The sequence below is a fragment of the Dyadobacter alkalitolerans DSM 23607 genome (assembly GCF_000428845.1).
GTDB classification, from domain to species: Bacteria; Bacteroidota; Bacteroidia; order Cytophagales; family Spirosomataceae; genus Dyadobacter; species Dyadobacter alkalitolerans.
Genome location: NZ_AUAS01000003.1, coordinates 350,569 through 371,950 on the forward strand (window position 1 = coordinate 350,569; position 21,382 = coordinate 371,950).

General features: G+C 45.8%; 18 protein-coding genes and 1 tRNA gene. 13 read left to right on the top strand and 6 right to left on the bottom strand.

The genetic code is table 11. The features are described 5' to 3' along the window. Positions 1-113 precede the first annotated feature (113 nt). The gene (locus G395_RS0107400) at positions 114-797 is read right to left on the bottom strand and encodes a TVP38/TMEM64 family protein (protein ID WP_229204069.1); all 684 of its coding nucleotides are present in this window, start codon (positions 795-797) and stop codon (positions 114-116) included. 83 nt (positions 798-880) lie between these two features. Here G395_RS0107400 and G395_RS0107405 point away from each other — a divergent pair, with 83 nt between their 5' ends. Next, on the top strand, positions 881-2,083 hold the full coding sequence (locus tag G395_RS0107405; protein ID WP_084439476.1) for a cystathionine gamma-synthase: 1,203 nt from the start codon (positions 881-883) through the stop codon (positions 2,081-2,083). An 83-nt stretch (positions 2,084-2,166) separates the two neighbouring features. Beyond that, positions 2,167-2,520, top strand: coding sequence for a DUF3127 domain-containing protein (locus tag G395_RS0107410; RefSeq protein ID WP_026629469.1), 354 nt, complete (start codon positions 2,167-2,169; stop codon positions 2,518-2,520). An 80-nt stretch (positions 2,521-2,600) separates the two neighbouring features. Here G395_RS0107410 and G395_RS0107415 read toward each other — a convergent pair whose 3' ends face one another. Then, positions 2,601-3,254, bottom strand: coding sequence for an AlbA family DNA-binding domain-containing protein (locus G395_RS0107415; protein WP_026629470.1), 654 nt, complete (start codon positions 3,252-3,254; stop codon positions 2,601-2,603). A 150-nt stretch (positions 3,255-3,404) separates the two neighbouring features. Beyond that, positions 3,405-3,626 carry a DUF2795 domain-containing protein gene (locus tag G395_RS0107420; RefSeq protein ID WP_013927448.1) on the bottom strand — a complete coding sequence of 74 codons (222 nt, stop codon included), beginning with the start codon at positions 3,624-3,626 and terminating at the stop codon, positions 3,405-3,407. Positions 3,627-3,903: 277 nt separating this feature from the next. On the opposite strand from G395_RS0107420, the gene G395_RS0107425 reads away from it, so the two are divergent. The 4 genes from G395_RS0107425 to G395_RS0107440 all read left to right on the top strand — a co-directional run bounded on the left by G395_RS0107425 (position 3,904) and on the right by G395_RS0107440 (position 8,210). Next, positions 3,904-4,632: a copper homeostasis protein CutC gene (locus G395_RS0107425; RefSeq protein WP_026629471.1), complete on the top strand. Its 729-nt coding sequence runs from the start codon at positions 3,904-3,906 to the stop codon at positions 4,630-4,632. Positions 4,633-4,674: 42 nt separating this feature from the next. Further along, entirely contained in the window at positions 4,675-7,122 is a 2,448-nt protein-coding gene (locus tag G395_RS0107430; RefSeq protein WP_026629472.1) for a penicillin acylase family protein, read from the top strand. A gap of 10 nt (positions 7,123-7,132) precedes the next feature. After that, positions 7,133-7,492, top strand: a complete 360-nt coding sequence (locus G395_RS28860) for a hypothetical protein (protein ID WP_035360609.1) — start codon at positions 7,133-7,135, stop codon at positions 7,490-7,492. Positions 7,493-7,589: 97 nt separating this feature from the next. After that, the gene (locus G395_RS0107440; protein WP_026629473.1) at positions 7,590-8,210 is read left to right on the top strand and encodes an OmpH/Skp family outer membrane protein; all 621 of its coding nucleotides are present in this window, start codon (positions 7,590-7,592) and stop codon (positions 8,208-8,210) included. An 84-nt stretch (positions 8,211-8,294) separates the two neighbouring features. On the opposite strand, the gene G395_RS0107445 is transcribed toward G395_RS0107440, so the two are convergent. The 3 genes from G395_RS0107445 to G395_RS0107455 all read right to left on the bottom strand — a co-directional run bounded on the left by G395_RS0107445 (position 8,295) and on the right by G395_RS0107455 (position 11,882). Beyond that, positions 8,295-9,047 (bottom strand): succinate dehydrogenase/fumarate reductase iron-sulfur subunit, encoded by a 753-nt coding sequence (locus G395_RS0107445; RefSeq protein ID WP_026629474.1) that lies wholly within the window; start codon positions 9,045-9,047, stop codon positions 8,295-8,297. A 115-nt stretch (positions 9,048-9,162) separates the two neighbouring features. Beyond that, positions 9,163-11,151, bottom strand: coding sequence for a fumarate reductase/succinate dehydrogenase flavoprotein subunit (locus tag G395_RS0107450; protein ID WP_026629475.1), 1,989 nt, complete (start codon positions 11,149-11,151; stop codon positions 9,163-9,165). Positions 11,152-11,210: 59 nt separating this feature from the next. After that, complete coding sequence (locus G395_RS0107455) at positions 11,211-11,882, bottom strand: succinate dehydrogenase cytochrome b subunit (RefSeq protein WP_026629476.1); 672 nt, start codon at positions 11,880-11,882, stop codon at positions 11,211-11,213. Between the two features lie 221 nt (positions 11,883-12,103). Here G395_RS0107455 and G395_RS0107460 point away from each other — a divergent pair, with 221 nt between their 5' ends. The 7 genes from G395_RS0107460 to G395_RS0107495 all read left to right on the top strand — a co-directional run bounded on the left by G395_RS0107460 (position 12,104) and on the right by G395_RS0107495 (position 21,245). After that, positions 12,104-14,989, top strand: a complete 2,886-nt coding sequence (locus G395_RS0107460; protein ID WP_026629477.1) for a T9SS C-terminal target domain-containing protein — start codon at positions 12,104-12,106, stop codon at positions 14,987-14,989. Positions 14,990-15,204: 215 nt separating this feature from the next. Continuing rightward, entirely contained in the window at positions 15,205-18,087 is a 2,883-nt protein-coding gene (locus G395_RS0107465; RefSeq protein WP_026629478.1) for a T9SS C-terminal target domain-containing protein, read from the top strand. Between the two features lie 95 nt (positions 18,088-18,182). Continuing rightward, entirely contained in the window at positions 18,183-19,061 is an 879-nt protein-coding gene (fabD, locus tag G395_RS0107475; RefSeq protein ID WP_026629479.1) for an ACP S-malonyltransferase, read from the top strand. 66 nt (positions 19,062-19,127) lie between these two features. Then, positions 19,128-19,198, top strand: a tRNA-Gln gene (locus tag G395_RS0107480). A 147-nt stretch (positions 19,199-19,345) separates the two neighbouring features. Beyond that, on the top strand, positions 19,346-20,209 hold the full coding sequence (locus G395_RS0107485; protein WP_026629480.1) for a hypothetical protein: 864 nt from the start codon (positions 19,346-19,348) through the stop codon (positions 20,207-20,209). 110 nt (positions 20,210-20,319) lie between these two features. After that, on the top strand, positions 20,320-20,664 hold the full coding sequence (locus tag G395_RS0107490) for an STAS-like domain-containing protein (RefSeq protein WP_026629481.1): 345 nt from the start codon (positions 20,320-20,322) through the stop codon (positions 20,662-20,664). After that, positions 20,661-21,245: a PIN domain-containing protein gene (locus G395_RS0107495; protein ID WP_026629482.1), complete on the top strand. Its 585-nt coding sequence runs from the start codon at positions 20,661-20,663 to the stop codon at positions 21,243-21,245. The genes G395_RS0107490 and G395_RS0107495 overlap by 4 nt, the downstream gene beginning before the upstream one ends. Positions 21,246-21,382: the final 137 nt, after the last annotated feature.

Here is a 21,382-nt window from a genome sequence, read left to right on the forward strand (position 1 = left end):
AATTATAACTTTATGACAAAGAAACAGGATCGAACCACTGGATTTATATGGTTTTATGCCTATTTATTGTACGATATTACCAAAGGAGAGCTGCTTTAAAAAGCACAATGTGATTATTCTGCTATCTTCTTGTCTTTAAAGAAATAGCCGATGCCAATTGTCGAGACGACGATGAGGAGGATCAATATAATTTTTGTCGCTAAACCCTCATTGGGATGTTCCAGCAGATAACGAATGTCACGCGCTTCACGCCCTGCCCAAACCGCCAGAACTGTCCGCGGAATCATTCCCAGCGTCCCGCCAGCGAGCACTTGCTTGAACCGGGCGCCAGCCATAGCGAAAAAAAGATTGGTGATGGCGAAAGGCAGAACAGGGGAAAGTTTGGCAAAAAATATCAGCCTTAATTCGTTTTGATAAAACCTGCGGAGCAGCGAGTTCACTTGCGGGTAAACCTGGATCAGATAGCCGCGGATGGAAGATGCGTGCAGGAAATTAGCAGAAGCGTAAATGATGGCGATTGCGCCCAAATTCAAGCCGAAGAGCAATGGTAATGCGGTCCATCCCAGGAAATATCCGTAAACCAATGCCAGAAACGTGGGCGGAGTAAGTGCGACTGAGGATGCCAATGTTAATATAAGAGTGGCGATTATCCACCATTCAAAAGGCCAGCTGCGCAGCTGACTCTCATGACCAACGGCCCAGGCAGTTGCTATGGAGGTTGTAACAAGCGGAACCACCGTCAGCAAGATGCTTATGATGACGGGTAATGACAACTTTTTTGGGGAGGAAGTCTCCAATGCTTTTCCGTTTAACTTTTAGTTCGTTCCGCGTATATGATAACCACTTGTTTGATTAAAAGGTTTTTCCTAATCTTGACTTTATGCCTCAATGTTATGCCGCGGATGCACGGCAGCGGCGGACCGTGGCAAACAAAATCACAAAAATGAAATTCGCAACAAAAGCCATACATGCCGGCGTGGAGCCGGACCCGACCACGGGCGCTATTATGACGCCCATTTACCAGACGTCCACCTACGTGCAGGAAAGTCCGGGCAAGCACAAAGGCTATGAATATTCCCGAACCCATAATCCCACGCGAACCGCATTGCAAAATGCACTGGCCGCATTGGAGAACGGGAAACATGGCATTTGCTACGCCTCCGGACTCGCTGCCACCGACGCGGTGCTGAAATTATACAAGCCCGGCGACGAAATTATCGCCACCAACGACATTTACGGAGGCACTTACCGAATTATGAAACGCATTTTCGAGCCATTCGGAATGGTTTTCAAATTTGTGGATATGAGCAATGTCACAAATGTGGAGAACGCGGTTTCTGAGAAAACTAAAATGATATGGATTGAAACGCCCACCAATCCGCTGCTTAAAATCGTGGACATTAAAGCCATAACCAGTCTCTGCCGGGAAAAAGGGTTTCACAGCGTTGTCGACAATACATTTGCCTCGCCCTATTTGCAGAATCCGCTGGATATGGACGCTGATATCGTCATGCATTCGGTAACCAAATACCTCGGCGGGCATTCAGACACCGTTATAGGTGCCCTAATTACAAATGATGACGAACTGGCCAAGCAATTGGCGTTCATTCAAAATGCCAGCGGGGCGGTTCCGGGTCCGCAGGATTGTTTTTTGGTTTTGAGAGGAATAAAAACATTGCATATCCGCATGCAACGGCATTGTGAAAACGCTTTGGAAGTGGCCAAATGGCTCGAAGCGCATCCCAAAGTTGGCAAGGTTTACTATCCCGGCCTGCCCACGCACCCTTCTTATGACCTGGCCAGCAGGCAAATGCGCGGTTATGGCGGCATGTTGTCATTTGAGTTAAAAAGCGATGTGTATGAAGAAGCCGTGCGCGTGATGGAAAACCTGGAAGTTTTTTCCTTGGGCGAATCGTTAGGCGGCGTCGAATCCCTCTGCACGCATCCGGCTAGTATGACGCACGCCAGCATTCCCAAAGAAGAAAGGCTCAAAACAGGCTTAAAAGACACATTAATCCGCCTTAGTGTCGGAATTGAAGATGTTGGAGATCTGATAGCCGATCTGGAACAGGCCATCGGCTAGGTTGTTGTTTGCTTTGCAATCAAAGTTCAAAAACCTTACTTTTGGCATCACATTTTTTTCAGGCACTAAAAAATATAATCATAATGGAATTAACAGGAACGGTCATCGCTTTGCTTCCCGAAGTAACAGGACAGGGAAAAAACGGAGCTTGGCGCAAGCAGGAATTCATTCTGGAAATCCCTTCTCAATATCCTAAAAAAGTATGCATTGCGCTGTGGGGAGATAAAATTGACCAGGCCAACTTGCAGATCAACGACCAGGTGACTGCGTCTATCGACGTGGAAAGCCGCGAATACAATTCACGCTGGTATACCGAGGTTAAGGCATGGAAAGTGGACAAAGGAGGAAGCGGAAACTCAGGCTCGAACTCAGGTGGTCAGCCATTGCCACCCGTAACCACATTCAATGAAGACGAATCGGACGATCTTCCTTTCTAAACCAGCCATATAAAATCCCGGCTCCGCACATTGCTATTGACAGCAGATGATGCAGAGCCGGGATTTTTATTTTTTTGATGCTAATTGGATTGATAAGCCATTGACATCGTAAACTTATCGATCATTTCGTGAGGATGCACTTCCAGGATCCGCGCCAGCACCATCACGACCAACGTGTTGGAAGCAATCTTTCGCGGAATTCCGGCGAAGGCAGCAAACAGATCCACCGTAACAGATTCCTTTTCGTCCAGAAGCTTCATCAGCTTTTCCTCCTTATCGCCATACTGAAAACGGATATCGCGCTCGCCTCTTCCTCTGCGCATGATTTCTTTCATTTCCCGGCTAGCTTGGATCGATTTGTCGTCAACGCGGATATAAGCCTGCCTGTTTCCCGTGTTGTCCACCACATAATGCGGCTTATCGATGCTTTTGGGAATGGTCAGCACGAGCACATCGCGGTCCGAACTTACCGGGATCCTTTCTTTTTTGTAGCTGATTTTGGGATAGATAAATTTGTCGATGGCCTTCGTGAGCGTGTACTCATCTTCCTCCGCATCTTTCAGGCCTTTTATCGTTTTGTCGTCTCCCACCCCGACGAAGAGTTTCCCACCACCGGAGTTGGCAAATGCGACAACCTCACGGACGATCTTTTCCGGGTGATTGGACTTCAACTTGAATTCCAAATGTTCACCCTCACCTTTCTTAACCAACTCTTTCAACAATCGAAGCTCCATCGGTTGGAATGGATAGATATCTGAACTATGATAACGCTAACAATTTACATTCCTTTTGTCAAATTAAAAAAAAAATGCGCAGCGGATTCTGTAAAAGTTTTCGGGCATTAGGACAAAAAAAACGGCACTGGTTAGTGCCGTCTTCTCTATCTAGTATTCATCTTCGTTGAAAAAGAAATCGTCTTTGGTGGGATAATCGGGCCAAATCTCTTCAATGCTTTCATAAGGCTGACCGTCATCTTCAAGCTCCTGTAGGTTTTCAACTACTTCTAACGGAGCGCCTGTTCTGATTGCAAAGTCAATTAGCTCGTCTTTGGTAGCTGGCCAGGGAGCATCTTCAAGATATGACGCGAGTTCGAGAGTCCAGTACATAATATTTTCGCCTATTAATAGTTACTTACTTTTCTGCAAAAGTAAAAAATTTGACATCTTTTAAAAGCTTAAAGCGAAAAAAAACAAAAATAATTGCTTCCCTCAAAATTTAATTTTCCCACAATTATTAATCTTCTATTTACCAGCCAGTTACAATATTCAAGAAGCCAATAAAGTCGCAGCAGATATGCCTAAACCTTTGTGTACAATTCCCAGGCACTGTCTTCAATCCTGAAAACCTTTTTGTAATTTTCCCAATCATTATAAAAGCAATATTATGACTATTGAAGTTTGCGCTTATTCTTTGGAATCTTGTATCAATGCACAGGCTGGCGGCGCAGGGAGGATTGAATTGTGCGGCGGACTGGGCGAAGGCGGGACAACGCCCAGCGCAGGCTTGATAGAACTCGTAAGACAACACATTGATATTGATATTTTTGTCATGATCCGGCCCCGTGGCGGCGATTTCGTCTATGATATTTTCGAGGAAGAGATCATGCGGAAGGATATTGACCTGGCTAAGAAATTAGGAGCAAATGGTGTCGTATTAGGCATTTTAACCAGTGACGGACAGGTGGATGTTACACGTACGAAGTCACTCGTAGAGCATGCAAAACCTATGAAAGTAACGTTCCATCGTGCATTTGACCTTACACCAGACCCGATCAAAGCATTGAAAGCAGTGATTGAAACAGGCGCTGAGCGCATTCTTACATCCGGTCAGAAACCAACCGCAGTGGAAGGCATTGCGCTGCTGGAACAACTTTCAAAGGAAGCCGGGAATTCCATTGAAATCATGGCGGGAGCTGGCGTCAACCATAATAACGCAGCCCAATTGGCCACAGCTGGTGTACATTCGCTGCATCTGACGGCCAAAGCATTCCGTCCGGGCCGACAAAAGTACTTCCCCGCAGACATTTCAATGGCAGGAAGCGTTCCTGACGAACATTCGGTTATGTATGCCGATCTGGCTCTCGTTGAGGCTATTGTGCAAGTAGTTTCCTGATGCCGCGCGACTTTTAAAAGTGCGCTACCCAATTCTCCCTCTATGAAGTATTTGAAAGCTTTTGTTTCACTCGCTGCGACAATTTGCCTTGTTTATTTCCTGAACAGGCCCCTCGGCCCGGCTCCCGCATTAGGCCCGTTTTTGAGTCCGTTTACAGGATTTGGGCAAAATGGCGACAAGGTCATTGATAAGGGAGGTGAAAAAACGCTGAAACTAAGCGGACTGAAAGACGAGGTAACAATTCGTTACGACGACACGGGTGTTGCGCATATTTTTGCTAAAAACGACTTTGATCTTTTCTACGCACAAGGTTTTGTAACGGCCAAAGACCGGCTGTGGCAAATGGATTTGCAGATCCGCGCTGCCTCCGGGCGACTTTCAGAAGTGCTGGGCAAGGCAACATTGGAAATGGACCAGCAAAGCCGGCGACTGGGTATGGGTTATGGTGCCGAAGCCAACATTCAGGTGGCTATGAAAGACCCGCAATCAAGGGAAGCATTACTTGGTTACACCGCAGGCGTTAATGCGTACATTAATCAGCTCGCGCCAAAAGACTATCCGATCGAGTTCAAATTACTGGGTTACAAGCCCGAAGCATGGAAGCCGATCAATACGATGTATATGCTGGAACAGATGACATTAACATTGGCCGGGAGGTCCAATGAGCTCAATATGAGCAATGTCTTGAAGAAGTACGGCGAGAAAGTGGTCAACGATCTGTTCCCGGATTACCCTATGTTCCAGGAAAGCCCTATTATTCCTTCAGGGACGAAGTGGGATTTCGAGCCGCTTCCTATTCCTGGAAAGCCTGGTACTCTTGCCAACAGCGACAGTCTAGCCCAGTTTAAGAAAATTCCCGGTGCATTAACGCAACGGGAAGCGAAACCGGAGGGAATTGGCAGTAATAACTGGGCGGTTAGCGCAGAGAAATCGATCACCGGCTATCCTATCCTCGCTAATGATCCGCATCTGGAACTCACATTGCCGTCTATTTGGTATCAGGTTCAACTGCATTCACCGTCGATGAATGTTTATGGCGTGTCGCTTCCAGGTATTCCGAGTGTGATTATCGGTTTCAACCAGCATGTGGCCTGGGGCGTTACCAATACGGATGCTGATGTTTTTGATTTATATAAAATTAAATTCAAAGATGAGTCCCGGGCGCAATACTGGCATGATAACCAATGGAAACCCACCAAGAAACGCAAGGAGCAAATCCATGTGAAAGGACAAGTGCAACCTTATGAAGAGGAAGTCATATACACCCATCACGGACCGGTTACAGAAACGGACAACAGCTCGGGAAAACATCCGGAATTAGCCATCAAATGGATTGGACACGAGGCCGGAAATAGCTTTCTGACATTTTATGAGCTGAATAAGGCCAAAAATTATGACGACTATCGCAAGGCACTGACCCATTATGTGGGCCCCGCGCAAAATTTTGTTTTTGCGGACAACAGCAAGAACATTGCGCTTACTGTGAACGGCAAGTTGCCTTTAAAATACAAGGAACAAGGGAAATTTGTGCTTGATGGCACGAATGCATCGGAAGACTGGCAGGGCTGGATCCCGGCAGCACAGAATCCTTATGTGAAAAATCCGAAAAGAGGTTTCGTCAGCAGTGCAAACCAATCCTCCACCGATCCCTCCTATCCTTATTTTATCAACTGGATTTTCGCTCCCACAGAACGCGGCGTGCGTATTAACGAGCGACTGACGTCCATGACACGCGCAAATGCAGATAGTTTGAGAATGTTACAAAACGACAATTTCAGTGTTTTGGCAAGAAACATTTTACCGAAACTATTGGAAATATTAAAACCAAAAACATTAACCCCCTCTCAGAAAGCCGCAGCCATAACACTGGCTAACTGGAACTATCAAAACGCACCTGAATCGGTTGCTACCTCTATTTTTGAAGAATGGATGCCATTACTGCAAGCCAGCATATGGAATGATGAATTCGGTGAAAACCTGGAATATCCCACGCGCGACCGAACACTATATATGATAATCCATGAGCCGGATAAAAAATGGTTCGACAACATTACAACCCCTGAAAAGGAAACTATGGCCGATCTGACGGTAACCAGCTTTAAAGCGGCACTCGACACCTTAACCAAACACCACGGCCCGATGAGTCAATCATGGCAGTGGGCGAAGGTGAAAGGGACGGAAATCAGGCATTTGAGCAGAAGTCTCAAACCATTTAATGCGCCACCGCTGAAAGTGGGTGGAGGCCGGAGCATTGTGAATGCCATTACAAAACGGAACGGACCCTCATGGCGAATGGTGGTGGAGCTGGGGCCTGTGCCACGGGCTTATGGCATTTATCCGGGCGGGCAATCCGGGAACCCGGGAAGTCCCTATTATTTGAATTTGTTAAAAAAATGGGAAAGCGGGGAGCTTAATGAGCTCATTTTCCTGCTTGAACCAGCCCAAAAGCATCCGCGTATGACTTCCAGTGTGAAGCTTCAAAAACCTTAATCCTGGCGAAATGAATTTCCTGATCATATTATTGGTAACTGCATTGTTACAAATTTTTGCCCCGTGGTGGGTTGTAGCGGTTGTGCCGTTTTTGGTTTTCCTAATCAGACAAAGTACTGCGGCTAACGCCTTCTGGACTGGTTTTGCGGCTGTCGCATTATTGTGGATAGCCTATGGGTTTTATTTACATTTCATTTCCGACGGCGCCATGTCCGACCGGATTGCAGGAATTTTTTCTTTGCCCAATGGCATTGTGCTCCTGCTAGTTTCAGCATTAATAGGCGGATTAACGGGCGGATTAGCCGGGTTATCAGGACAGCTCGTCCGCCGGATCTTCATTTCTGCGCCTTCCAAAAGCATATCTTTATAAAACCTGGAGTAAATGTTACACAGGGCCTGATATTCATTGTACTTAAACACAAATTATTATCTTTGCGGCTCGTTCAAAAAAACAAAACTCAAAAAACGTGAACAACAATACTTCATTGATTTGGAACATCGTGCTTTCCCTGGCTGTGGCGGTGTTATTCTTTTTACATTTTTCAAGTAAGCCTTCGGGAGATGCAGGTGCAGCAGCAGATGGTGGTGTAGTAGCAGGTCGTAAAACTGTGTATGTTCAGGTTGATTCTTTATTGAAAAACTACGAATTCTTTAAGGATACAAGAAAAGAACTGGAAAATAAGAACTTCCAGCTTGAAAATGAATTGAATACAAAAGGCCGTTCGTTGCAGAATGAAGTTCAGTTTTTTCAGCAAAGAGCACAAACCATGACGCCTGAGCAAGCACGCTCGACAGAGGCGCAATTGATGAAAAAACAGCAGGACCTGGTTGCTTACCGTGACCAATCCGCACAAGCTCTTGGCCAGGAAGAGGCTAAGAAAAACGAAGAGCTTTACAAAAACATCCGTTCTTACATCGAGAAATACAACAAAGAGAATGGTTTCGAATACGTTTTGGGTTACTCGTTAGGCGGTGGTATTTTGTTTGCTAATCCATCACTGGATGTAACACAAAAGATCCTTGACGGCTTGAACAAAGAATACAAAGGAAGCAATGCTTCAAAAGCTGATTCTACTAAAAAGAAGTAAGCAACATAAAGTATAAAACGAAAGCAGGCCGCTAAAATGAATTAGCGGCCTGCTTTTTTATGCGCTGTATTAAATATCTCGGAGTTAAACTGCCGAAGATGAAAGTTTAGCACCAATATATTCGCGGTTCATACGGGCAATGTTTTCCTGTCCGATCTCCTTAGGACATTCCGCAGAGCATGCGCCTGTGTTCGTACAATTCCCGAACCCTTCCGCATCCATTTGCGCTACCATTTTCTCTGCGCGAATGCTTCTTTCTGCCTGTCCCTGCGGAAGTAATGCCAATTGAGAAATTTTTGCGGAAACAAAAAGCATGGCAGACGCATTTTTACAAGCTGCTACACAAGCACCGCAAGCGATACAAGCTGCTGCTGCAAACGCTTCATCCGCAGCCACTTTGGGGATAGGCAGGCTGTTGGCATCCTGTGCGTTACCTGTGTTTACCGAAACAAAGCCTCCCGCAGAAATCACTCTGTCGAACGCATCGCGGTCTACAACAAGGTCCTTAATGACAGGGAATGCTTGTGCTCTCCACGGCTCAACCACGATGGTATCTCCATCATTGAACGAGCGCATGTGCAACTGGCAGGTTGTTACGCCTTTCAATGGTCCATGGGCCCTTCCGTTGATGTACATGGAACACATTCCACAAATTCCCTCGCGGCAATCGTGGTCAAATGCTACCGGCTCTTTGCCCTCTTCAATCAGTTGTTCATTGAGGACGTCAAACATTTCCAGAAAAGACATATCCGGGGATACATGGTCCAGACTGTAATTTTCAAAATCTCCTTTTGTATTGCTATTGCTTTGTCTCCAGACTTTAAGCTTAATATGCATGTTACCTGCACTCATTGTTGTAATAGTTAACGGTTAGTAATTAACCAATAATATTGAAACAAGCTGATAGCCGGCTGCAAACGACTCTGATCGAATGCCGACAGCCAAACGGCTCCTATTTATAACTCCTTTGGGCAATCTTAATATTCTCGTAAATCAACTCCTCTTTATGCAACTCCCACTCCTCTTGCGCTTTATGCTCCCAGGCCGACACAAACATGAAGTTGTCATCATCACGCATCGCTTCTCCTTCTTCCGTCTGGTGCTCTTCGCGGAAGTGACCGCCACAAGATTCTTCACGTGTTAAAGCATCAATGCACATCAACTCACCCAATTCAATAAAGTCAGCAACGCGGCCGGCCTTATCCAGTTCAGGATTGAATTCATTTTTGCCTCCCATTACTTTCACATCCCTCCAGAATTCTTTGCGAAGCTCCCGGATTTCAATGATCGCCTGCTTCAAACCCTGCTCGTTACGGGCCATACCACATTTGTCCCACATAATCTTGCCGAGACGGCGGTGGAATAACTCAGGAGAAGTTTTTCCCTGGATCGACAACAATGTGTCAATCCGATCTGTTACTTCTTTTTCGACCTTAATAAATTCCGGGTGGTCCGTTGGAATTTTACCTGTTCCAATTTCCTTCGCCAGGTAAGCACCAATTGTATAAGGAATTACAAAATACCCATCCGCAAGTCCCTGCATCAGCGCCGAAGCCCCCAAGCGGTTTGCACCGTGATCGGAGAAATTAGCTTCTCCCAACGCATACAAACCAGGCACTGTGGTCATCAGGTTATAATCCACCCAAAGTCCTCCCATTGTGTAATGCACTGCAGGATAGATACGCATAGGCACTTCATATGGATCTTCACCCGTAATTTGCTTATACATATCGAACAGGTTGCCGTATTTTTCTTTTACAACAGCCTTACCCCATGTCAGAATGTCTTCCTTGGATGCGTTTACAATGTTGTTTTTGTTCGCTTCTCCTCTTCCATAACGCTCAACAGCAGCAGCAAAATCAAGGAAAACAGCCAGTTTGGATGTTCCTACACCATATCCGGCATCACATCTTTCTTTGGCAGCGCGGGAAGCGATATCACGCGGAACCAGGTTACCGAATGCAGGGTAACGACGTTCCAGGTAATAATCTCTTTCTTCTTCCGGAATCTCATTTCCGGGACGGGCATCTCCTTTTGCTTTTGGCACCCAGATCCTTCCGTCATTACGAAGGGATTCAGACATCAATGTAAGCTTCGACTGATGCTCTCCTGAAACCGGGATACAAGTCGGGTGAATTTGTGTAAAGCAAGGGTTACCGAAATAAGCCCCTTTTTTATGCGCCTTCCACGCAGCAGTAACATTACTGCCCATAGCATTGGTCGACAAGTAAAATACGTTTCCGTAACCTCCTGTGCAAAGCAACACCGCATGGCCGCCGTGACGCTCAATTTCGCCCGTAATGAGGTTTCTTGCGATGATACCACGGCATTTGCCATCGATATTCACCACATCCAGCATTTCGTGGCGGTTGTACATTTTCACGGTTCCCATGCCCACCTGGCGCTGTAAACCTGAGTATGCACCTAATAACAACTGCTGCCCGGTTTGTCCTGCGGCATAGAATGTCCGCTGAACCTGTGTTCCACCGAAAGAACGGTTGGAAAGCAAACCACCATATTCACGTGCAAAAGGAACCCCTGCTGCAACGCATTGGTCAATAATATTTCCCGAAACCTCGGCCAGGCGATGCACATTCCCTTCTCTCGAACGGTAGTCACCTCCTTTAATCGTATCGTAAAAAAGACGGTAAACCGAGTCACCATCGTTCTGATAATTTTTAGCAGCATTGATCCCGCCTTGTGCAGCAATGGAGTGCGCGCGACGTGGGGAATCCTGAAAACAGAATGCTTTTACCTTATAGCCCATTTCCGCAAGCGTAGCAGCGGCCGAAGCTCCCGCTAAACCTGTTCCTACTACAATAATTTCGAGATTACGCTTATTGGCAGGGTTTACGAGAGGAACCGAAGACTTGTATTTACTCCATTTCGTTTCAATCGGCCCCTGTGGTATTTTGGCATCCAGACTAGATGAAGTTGCCATATATTGAATGTTATTTAATCAAAAAGTTAATTGAAAACAGCTGCATTGTCGGCAGCCTATTAATAAACCCATCCCAGGTAAATGGAAATCGGCATCAAAGCAAACAGGATCGGGACAACAATAGAAAAAGCCGTTCCCAGAAAGTTGATCGCACCATTATACTTGATGTGATTCAGTCCCAAAGTCTGAAACGCACTTTTAAAGCCGTGGAGCAAATGCCAGAATAGCGAAATGCAACCCAGGACATAAATAAGTACAACGAGTGGATTTTGGAAGATATCCAGCATCATTTGGTAAAGATTCAGCTCCTCGCCTGTGGTGAACTGGTTGGTACGGTTAGGAATCCAGAAATGTGCGGTATGGATCACCAAAAATATCAACAGCAATGTGCCTAGCAAACCCATGCTTCTGGAATACCAGGTGCTGTTTGCAGATGGATTGTTTACAGCATACTTAACCGGACGGGCCGATGCATTGTTTTTCCAGAGAATCAGTCCATCCACAATGTGGATCAGGAACCCGGCAACCAGGCCGATCTCAAGCGTTCGTACGATGGGGTTTGTACCCATAAAATGCCCCCAATGCGTAAAGGTTTCCCCTCCGTCATTGTAAAAAATCATAGCATTTATTGTGGCATGAATCACCAGAAAGCTTATCAAAAATAATCCGGTAAGAGCCATCAGAAGTTTCTTACCAATGGAGCTCGTTAACGTTTGTGAAAACCACGACATATGAAAAACGAATCGTTTTAGTGCAAAAAAATTAGGTATATTTAGAACCTTTCAAAGGTATATCACAAACCTAAGCAAGGCAAAAAAACCTTTCCATTTTTGTATAGCAGCCGATTATTTATAATCATTATTAAGAATTACTTAGTATGCCAAAGTCATACACATTTTTAACGATATTTTTCGTTCACCTTTCTATAACGGCGATCCATTAATTTACTCGTATGCGTCCTTCTCTACGATTCCTCCCGATACTTTGTTTGTTACTCTTGTTTTTTGCCGCTTTCAATGCGCATGCGACGCACTTTCGGGCGGGAGAGATTACAGCCAGAAGGATTTCCTCACTCACCTACGAAATACGCTTATCCGCCTATTTCGACGTTTCTGAGCGCGGTATAAAAGCTGCCGAATCAGCCAACGACATCAATTTCTATTTTGGAAGCGAAGGCCCCAGAAAAGTGGATCGGATCAGGGCCACGATACGTAATATTGGAAACAATACAACTTTCAACGAATATGTTACCACGTTCACTTTCCCGGCTGCCGGAACCTATGAGATCTCGGCGGAAATGGACAATCGAAACGCCAACACGCTGAATTTAAGAGACGGCGTGCAGACTGACGGAATCAATTTTTATGTGCATACGACACTGGAAATCAACACGGCCATTGGCACAAACCAAACACCGGTTTTACTAAATGCACCCATTGACCTGGCAGCTGTGGGTCAACGATATATTCACAATCCCAATGCATTCGACGCCGACGGCGACAGCTTATCTTTCAAATTATTCACGCCCCAAAGCGGCGATGGAAGAGGAAACGGACTCGACATTCCGTACGAAGACCCCAACATGGTAACCCCTCCGGGCAGAACGGAAGCCGGGGGTTCTCCTGCCACATTCAGTATCGATGCCATAACAGGCGATCTGGTCTGGGATGCGCCGGTGACCAAAGGCCAGTATAATGTTGCTTTCGTGGTGGAAGAATGGCGCGATGGCGTGCGGATCGGCCAGATTGTGCGCGATATGCAGATCCTGGTGGAAGATGCCCGCAATGCAAGACCGGCCATTGATCCACTTCCTGTGATTTGCGTGGAGGCGGGAACACGAATTAATCAGCAGATAAAAGCAGTTGACAAAGATGGCAACCCATTGATTCTGACCAGTACAGGCGGCGTTTATCAGGGTTCGCTGATCAAACCCGCATTGGCTTCGTTTAATGTGCCCGGGCAAAATACGGCTGGTCAGGTGACCGGACAATTTGTGTGGCAAACAGGCTGCGACCATATCCGTCTGGAACCTTACGACGTGCTTTTCAAAGTGGAGGACGCGCCATCCCCCGGAACGAATCCGAGCCTTTTCCGCAAGCTGGTGGATATGACCACGCTCAGCATTAAAGTTTACGGGCCAAAACCGCTTGGATTAAGAGCAGTAGCAGCCACAGACCCGGCCGGAACTGCTTACCGCCTCAACTGGACTTCTTATAAATGTCCTGTGCCGGGTGCAAGGATTGTTATTTACAGAAAAGAAGGTTGTTCGAATATCCCTGTTCAACCTTGTTTGACAGGCATTCCTGCCGGATCGGGTTATGAAGAAGTGGGCAGGGTTGCGGTAGATCAAACGACATTCCTGGATAATAACAATGGCGACGGGCTTCGTGCAGGCATTTCTTACAGTTACAGGCTTGTTGTTGAATTCCCCCGCCCCGGAACGAACATTAATGAGCCGGGCAGCTTGGTAGGCGGCGGCGAGAGCATTGCCTCAGACGAATTCTGCCTGAATTTGCCTCTCCTGGCCCCTGTGATTACCAATGTTACTGTTGATTCTACCAGCGAAACAAAAGGGGTTATTACAGTAAAATGGACAAAACCTGCGGCTTCATCCGGACTTCCTGCACAATATCGCCTGTTTAGGGCAGTAGGACAAAACGGAACGGCATTTACTCAGATCGCGACCATCAACACAAACCTTGGTCCGGGTGATGAAACGACGTTCGTAGACAGAAACCTGAACACATTAGCAAATGCCTATAACTATAAGCTCGAATATTACGCTACACAAAGTGGGCAGCTGGTTAAAATGGATGACATTAAAACGGCCAGTTCGGTAAGACTGGAGCAAGGTGCCGCTGAGCCTAACCGCATCCGCCTGAACTGGTCCGCGCTGGTTCCCTGGGAAAATGGCAACCAGACACACAGGGTTTACCGCGAAGACAAAAGACGCCCCGGAACATTCAACCGCATTGCCGATGTGACTGTGCAAGGCCCGCAAACATTCACTTTTACAGACGATGGTTCGGATAAATATGCGGCCGATGGAACCGTTAACACCACCATTGTCAGCGACTCGACTTATTGCTACAAAGTGGAAACCGTAGGCTCATATAACAACAGTCAGATCAAACCATCTTTGTTATATAATTTTTCACAAATCCTGTGTGTCTCTTCATCGGACACAACCAAGCCTTGTCCGCCAGTTCTGGCCATAGATCTGCTGAATTGCGATTCATTGCAGGCACATCCGGAAGCATTCTGCAGCCCGACCGGCCTGAACAATCATCTGTCCTGGACTTACCCGCAATCGGTTAATGGAAAAGACTGTGACCCGAATGTTTCAGCTTACCGCATTTACTATGCCCGCTACGAAGGCGAGACGCCAACATTGATTGCGACCGTAACCACGCCACCATCGCCGCTGGCAACCACATTTGCACACGAAGGCCTTACTTCTTTTGCAGGATGTTATTATGTAACGGCTGTAAACCGGTTTGGTGCGGAAAGTGCCCCCAGCAACATTGTATGTAAGGACAACTGCCCGATGTACGTGCTGCCCAATGTGTTTACGCCCAATGCAGATGGCAAAAACGATGTCTTTGAACCTTACGAATGCCCTGCTTTTGTGCAGTCACTTGAATTCAAAGCATTCAACAGATGGGGTGCGCAAGTGTTTAACACCAAGGACGTCAACATCAACTGGAACGGTAAAACCAATGGCGGAAAAGACCTGGCTGCCGGACAATATTATTATGAAGTAACCATCTTCTTTGAATCTTCAAAAAGAGAAAGCACGCCCACAACGCTTAAAGGCTGGGTGCAGATCATCAGATAAGCCGAAATTCCTTACTTCTTCCTATTGTATTGCCATAGCGCTAGTTTATGGCAATACATATATGTTTTATAAACTTGTTTTGTAAGTTTACAATAACGCCTGTTTTATTAACTTCGGCTGCACACATTTTTATTTAAAATTTCGTTGAATCAATAGCTTGGCAGATGTATTTCTGCCTGGACCTCTATCTTAAAAAGTTCGACTCTGATATATTTATGCGATCTGCTTTACGGTTATTATTATTCTCTCTTTTTCTGATTTTGCTGGGAATTGGCTTCGAGGCCAATGCGACACACATTCGCGCGGGTGAGATTACAGCAAAACGGGTTTCTGCAACTTCCCTGACCTACGAAATCAAACTGACTGCATATTTCGATATGCAAAACGGGGAAGGCGCTGCCAATGCGCAGAACTTCGTGCAGTTCTATGTGGGCAGCAACGGTCCGATAGAAGCACCGCGGATTTTGCCAATCATTAACATTGGAAACAACACAACCCAGAACGTTTACATAGTCAGGTACACCTTTCCTTCGGCGGGAAAATTCCGGATATCATTTGAAGAAGACAACCGGAACAACGGCATCCTGAACATTGGTCCGCCGCCTACGCAAAATCTTAACTTTTACGTGAGCACCATTCTGGAAATCAACGCAAGTTTCGGTTTGAACCAGACTCCCGTGCTCCTTAACGCGCCCATTGACCTGGCTGCCGTAGGACAGCGTTATATTCACAATCCGAATGCATTTGATGCGGATGGTGATAGTCTGGCGTATCGCTTGTACACGCCGCAAAGAGGAACTTCCAATGGCGCGGGTGTTAATTTACAATATGTTAACCCAAACCAGATCGGTGCTCCGGGACAAACTGAAAATGGTGCTTCCCCGGCAACTTTCGGCATTAACCGGCTTACGGGTGATTTAACTTGGGATGCCCCGGTTACAAAAGGATATTATAATGTTGCATTTGTGGTGGAAGAATGGCGTGATGGCGTGCTCATAGGCGAGATCGTGCGCGATATGCAGATCATTGTGGAGGATGCCCGAAACGACCGGCCGCGCGCAGAACCGCTCCCGGATATTTGTGTGGAAGCCGGAACGCTTATCAACCAGCAAATCAAGGCGACGGATAAAAACGGAGATAAGCTGAACCTTACATCCACTGGCGGCGTGTACGAAAGAACATTGGTAAGCCCGGAACTGGCCCGCTTTACAGTGCCGCAGCAATCGGGCATTGGCAGTATTACCGGACAATTCACCTGGCAAACCTCGTGTAACCACATTCGTCTGGAGCCTTATGATGTGTTGTTTAAAGTGGAAGACGCACCAGGGGCTAACACCAATCCGAATTTGTTCCGAAAACTGGTGGATATGACCACGCTCAGCATTAAAGTTTACGGCCCAAAACCGCTCGGACTAAGAGCCGTAGCAACCACAGATCCAGCCGGGACGGCTTACCGCCTCAACTGGACTTCTTACAAATGCCAGGTGGCAGGCGCCAGAATTGTCGTTTACAGAAGAGAAGGTTGTGCCGATATTCCGGAAGATGTTTGTATTACAGGTATTCCGGCCGGATCAGGTTATGAAGAGGTGGGCAGGGTTGCAGTGAACCAAACCACTTTCCTGGACAACAACAATGGTGAAGGACTTCGTGCCGGCATTTCTTACAGTTACAGGATCGTTGTTGAATTCCCTCGTCCGGGCACCAATGTGAATGAGCCCGGAAGCCTGATCGGCGGCGGCGAGAGCATCGCCTCAGACGAGTTCTGCTTGAATTTGCCTATGCTGGCACCTGTGATCACCAATGTTACTGTTGATTCTACCAGCGAAACAAAAGGGGTTATTACAGTAAAATGGACAAAACCTGCGGCTTCTTCCGGACTTCCTGCACAATATCGTTTGTTCAGGGCAGTAGGACAAAACGGAACGGCATTTACTCAGATCGCGACCATCAATACAAACCTTAATCCAGGTGATGAAACGACGTTCGTGGATAGAAACCTGAACACATTGGCAAATGCCTATAACTATAAGCTCGAATATTACGCTACACAAAGTGGGCAGCTGGTTAAAATGGATGACATTAAAACAGCCAGTTCGGTAAGACTGGAGCAAGGTGCCGCTGAGCCTAACCGCATCCGCCTGAACTGGTCGGCGCTGGTGCCTTGGGAGAATGGTAACCAAACGCACCGGGTTTACCGCGAAGACAAAAGGCGCCCCGGAACATTCAACCGCATTGCCGATGTGACCGTGCAAGGTCCGCAGACATTTAATTTTGTAGATGATGGTTCGGATAAATATGCAGCAGATGGAACGGTTAACACAACCATTGTCAGCGACTCGACTTATTGTTACAAAGTGGAAACGGTTGGTTCCTATAACAACAGGCAAATTAAACCTGCTCTGCTATATAACTTCTCACAGATCCTGTGTGTTTCTTCATCCGATACAACCAAGCCTTGTCCGCCTGTTCTGGCCATAGATCTGCTGAATTGTGATTCATTGCAGGCACATCCGGAAGCATTCTGCAGTCCGACCGGCCTGACCAATCATCTGTCCTGGACTTACCCGCAATCGGTGAATGGAAAAGACTGTGACCCGAATGTTTCAGCTTACCGCATTTACTATGCCCGCTACGAAGGCGAGACGCCAACATTGATTGCGACCGTAACCACGCCACCATCGCCTTTGGCAACCACATTTGCGCACGAGGGCCTTACTTCTTTTGCAGGATGTTACTATGTGACTGCTGTGAACCGGTTTGGTGCCGAAAGTGCCCCCAGCAACATTGTATGCAAGGACAACTGCCCGATGTATGTGCTGCCTAATGTCTTTACACCGAATGCAGATGGCAAAAATGATGTTTTTGAACCTTACGAATGCCCTGCTTTTGTACAGTCGCTTGAATTCAAAGCCTTCAACAGATGGGGTGCGCAGGTGTTTACCACCAAGGACGTCAACATCAACTGGAATGGTAAAACCAATGGCGGAAAAGACCTGGCTGCCGGACAATATTATTATGAAGTAACCATCTTCTTTGAATCCTCAAAAAGAGAAAGCACGCCCACAACACTCAAAGGCTGGGTGCAGATCATCAGATAGGCACGTCTTTTTTCTTTGCCATCGAAGTATTTCCTTTGTAGCCCGGTCGTTCAGACCGGGCTTTTTTTATCAAATCCCCAAACGAAACGATCATTATGAAAAGTGCATACATTTTCCCGGGACAGGGTTCTCAGTTCAAAGGAATGGGACTCGATCTATATCAATCGTCAGATTCGGCTAAAACACTATTTGATCAGGCCAACAGCATTCTTGGTTTTGATATAACCAAAATCATGTTCGAAGGTTCTGACGAGGAGCTGAAACAAACGAATGTGACGCAGCCTGCCATTTTCATACATTCCGTGATCCTGGCAAAGATCAGCCCTGATTTTACTCCCAATATGGTGGCTGGTCATTCACTCGGCGAATTTTCCGCACTGGTTGCCGCAGGCGCACTGTCATTTGAAGATGGATTAAAACTGGTAGCAAAGCGGGCAGATGCCATGCAGAAAGCCTGCGAAATACGTCCTTCGACCATGGCGGCGATCCTGGGGCTGGCAGATAACATTATCGAGGAAGTTTGTGCAGGCATAACGGACGAAATCGTAGTTCCGGCTAATTATAACTGTCCCGGACAAGTTGTGATCTCAGGCACGTTTGAAGGCGTTGAGAAAGCATGTGAGCTTTTGAAGGCGGCTGGGGCTAAAAGAGCATTGATTTTGCCAGTCGGCGGGGCATTTCACTCGCCTTTGATGGAGCCTGCGCGGGAAGAATTGGCCTCAGCCATCCACGCGGCAGAATTTGAAGCGCCTATTTGTGCGATTTACCAAAATGTAAATGCCATGCCGGCAACCGAAGTAAATGTCATTAAAGAGAACCTCATTTCACAGCTAACCGCACCCGTAAGATGGACGCAATCCATTGAGCAGATGGTAAATGACGGCGTAGAAACGTTTATCGAATGTGGCCCGGGAAAGGTGCTTCAAGGCCTTGTGAAGAAAATCGCGTCGGGTGTTGAAATAAAAAGCATTTAATTTTTTTCTAGAAAAGCTTGACAACATGAATTAGCCGCATTACTTTTGCACCACTGTTTACGGTTTTGGCCGATGGTGTAATGGTAACACAGGACATTTTGGTTGTCTTATTCAGGGTTCGAGTCCTTGTCGGCCAACAGTTTTAGAATTTAGCCGCTGTAATTGAGGTGATTACAGCGGCTAATTTTTTTAGGGGTCAGCTTAGGGGTCATTTTTCTTCTTAATAACCTCCAAATAACATTTCATATTGATCTTTTGCCCTAATCATATCAATTGAGATTCCATTGTTCCGTCAGGATTCAGATACAGCTGTATATATTTTCCCATCTGAAATTAGAAGCGATTTCAGTGGCGTTAAAAACCTTCATTCTTTCTACGATCAGTTACGTACACTGTACAACACGGAAGTTTCGTTGGACTTTTCCTGGCTCGACTTCTTTGAGGCGAATATGTCAGCTTTATTGCAGGCCTTGATTTATAAACTTAATCATGAAAATGGTTTGACGTTTACAGTCAACTTGCCCCAGATAAAAGAAAAATTTCATGTTCTAATTCGCAATGGTCTGATCAAAGCCAATGGCATACCAGCAGACGACCGACTTACTACCGTCGCATGTGAAAACTTCACCTCTGTCCGTGGGCACGATTTTAAACACTATTTGGACAACGACTTAATTGGCCACAGAGCGTTTGCCACAGTTCCTGTGACATTGATGAAGGCTGTGGCAACAGACTTACTAGAAATATTCAACAATTACTGTATCCATTCTCGCTCTGACTTTCCTTTTTTCGTTTGCGGACAGTTTTATCCAGGTAGAAAGCGACTTTTCTTTACAATGGTAGATTTGGGTATTGGTTTTTTGCCTCCGATAAGAGAGTTCACTAAAAACGGTATCGTATCAGATTTGCAGGCAATAAAATGGGCTGTTGACGGCAATTCAACCAAACAACCTGCGGTTGATATGCCTGCCGGATTGGGGTTATCTGGGATCAATGAATATTGTCTGGCCGGGCGTGTAGCCATGCAAATAGCTTCCGGGCGCGGCTATTGGAATAGCGAACAAGACAAAACAATATTCTTTAAAGATGGTCGTATGTTTCCAACACCAATAATTGGTACAACAGTCAATATTGATTTTGCTTGCTAGCATAACATTTGTTAACAATTCTTAACAACAAGGATGAGAATTCCCTTGTTGTTAAAATTAAAAGAGATAAATTTCTATCATATTGCATTCACAACTCATTGACCTTTAACATGAATAAATTAGTAATCTTTGACATAATTCAAAGTAACACTGCTGCTTTTCAGGAAGAAGGAGAGCGCGTGTTTAACTTAATGGCTGATGAGGTAGCCTCTGGAATCTCATTTGAGCTGTCTTTTGAAGGTATTGATATGTGCTCAACCTTGTTCTTAAATGCAAGCATAGGAAGGCTGTACAGGAAATTTGGTCAAGACAAATTATCTTCTTTGCTTAATATAGGTGGCATTTCGGAGCAGAATAAGATTATTGAAAGAGCAGTAGCTCGCGTAATTGAAAGGGCATTAAATCCAAAGCCTTTTCAACAGATTATGGATGAGGTATTTGAAACTGTGCAATGATAACAGCTCGCAAGATAAAAAGTCTTTTTCCAGGTCCGGGAGAAAAATACCTATTCGATGCGAATGTCTGGCTTTACCTCTTAGCTGGAACACTAGAAGAGGGGGACTACCGACTTGAATACCTCAATCTCTTCGAAAAGCTGGGAAAGTTTCGCGGTGAAAACCCGCCAAAAATAATATTACCCGCTGCGGTAATGTCAGAAGTGATAAATAAGATGATTCAAGCCAATTTTAGGGATTTCAAGCGAGGCTTTCCTCATCTTATTCAAAAGCGACCACCCAATAGGGCATTTTTAGAATTCAAAGAAGACTACCGCTCCCACCCTCAATATCAAGAAGACGTAAAGTTGATTCTTGCTGACTTTGATGCTTATAGCTCCGTTTTAGAATTCGTTTCAGATAGCTTTGAGGATCTTTCAATTGGAGAAATGATTGCCGAAGGGCCCGCCAGCGTAGACTTTACTGATTATTTGATTATTCGGATAGCAAAAAAATATGGTTATATGGTGGTAAGCAATGATGCCGACTTTATAGATCATGATGTTGTCGTTATCTCAGCAAATGGAAAATTCTTCAAATAGCACTATCCTGATCTTACTTGATTTTTGAAAGCATCGTATTTCACAAAGTGCACATAATTACTTCACTTTCAATTGTTTAGATAAGATCTGCAATTTTACTCTAATCCGATCGAGCTATCTTGGCCACTCCGATTTCA

Bases quoted from the DNA above. Each gene is read 5' to 3' on its own strand.
- G395_RS0107405 (WP_084439476.1), top strand. From the start codon at position 881: ATGCCTCAATGTTATGCCGCGGATGCACGGCAGCGGCGGACCGTGGCA.
- G395_RS0107410 (WP_026629469.1), top strand. From the start codon at position 2,167: ATGGAATTAACAGGAACGGTCATCGCTTTGCTTCCCGAAGTAACAGGA.
- G395_RS0107415 (WP_026629470.1), bottom strand. From the start codon at position 3,254: ATGGAGCTTCGATTGTTGAAAGAGTTGGTTAAGAAAGGTGAGGGTGAA.
- G395_RS0107420 (WP_013927448.1), bottom strand. From the start codon at position 3,626: ATGTACTGGACTCTCGAACTCGCGTCATATCTTGAAGATGCTCCCTGG.
- G395_RS0107425 (WP_026629471.1), top strand. From the start codon at position 3,904: ATGACTATTGAAGTTTGCGCTTATTCTTTGGAATCTTGTATCAATGCA.
- G395_RS0107430 (WP_026629472.1), top strand. From the start codon at position 4,675: ATGAAGTATTTGAAAGCTTTTGTTTCACTCGCTGCGACAATTTGCCTT.
- G395_RS28860 (WP_035360609.1), top strand. From the start codon at position 7,133: ATGAATTTCCTGATCATATTATTGGTAACTGCATTGTTACAAATTTTT.
- G395_RS0107445 (WP_026629474.1), bottom strand. From the start codon at position 9,047: ATGCATATTAAGCTTAAAGTCTGGAGACAAAGCAATAGCAATACAAAA.
- G395_RS0107450 (WP_026629475.1), bottom strand. From the start codon at position 11,151: ATGGCAACTTCATCTAGTCTGGATGCCAAAATACCACAGGGGCCGATT.
- G395_RS0107455 (WP_026629476.1), bottom strand. From the start codon at position 11,882: ATGTCGTGGTTTTCACAAACGTTAACGAGCTCCATTGGTAAGAAACTT.
- G395_RS0107460 (WP_026629477.1), top strand. From the start codon at position 12,104: ATGCGTCCTTCTCTACGATTCCTCCCGATACTTTGTTTGTTACTCTTG.
- G395_RS0107465 (WP_026629478.1), top strand. From the start codon at position 15,205: ATGCGATCTGCTTTACGGTTATTATTATTCTCTCTTTTTCTGATTTTG.
- fabD (WP_026629479.1), top strand. From the start codon at position 18,183: ATGAAAAGTGCATACATTTTCCCGGGACAGGGTTCTCAGTTCAAAGGA.
- G395_RS0107490 (WP_026629481.1), top strand. From the start codon at position 20,320: ATGAATAAATTAGTAATCTTTGACATAATTCAAAGTAACACTGCTGCT.
- G395_RS0107495 (WP_026629482.1), top strand. From the start codon at position 20,661: ATGATAACAGCTCGCAAGATAAAAAGTCTTTTTCCAGGTCCGGGAGAA.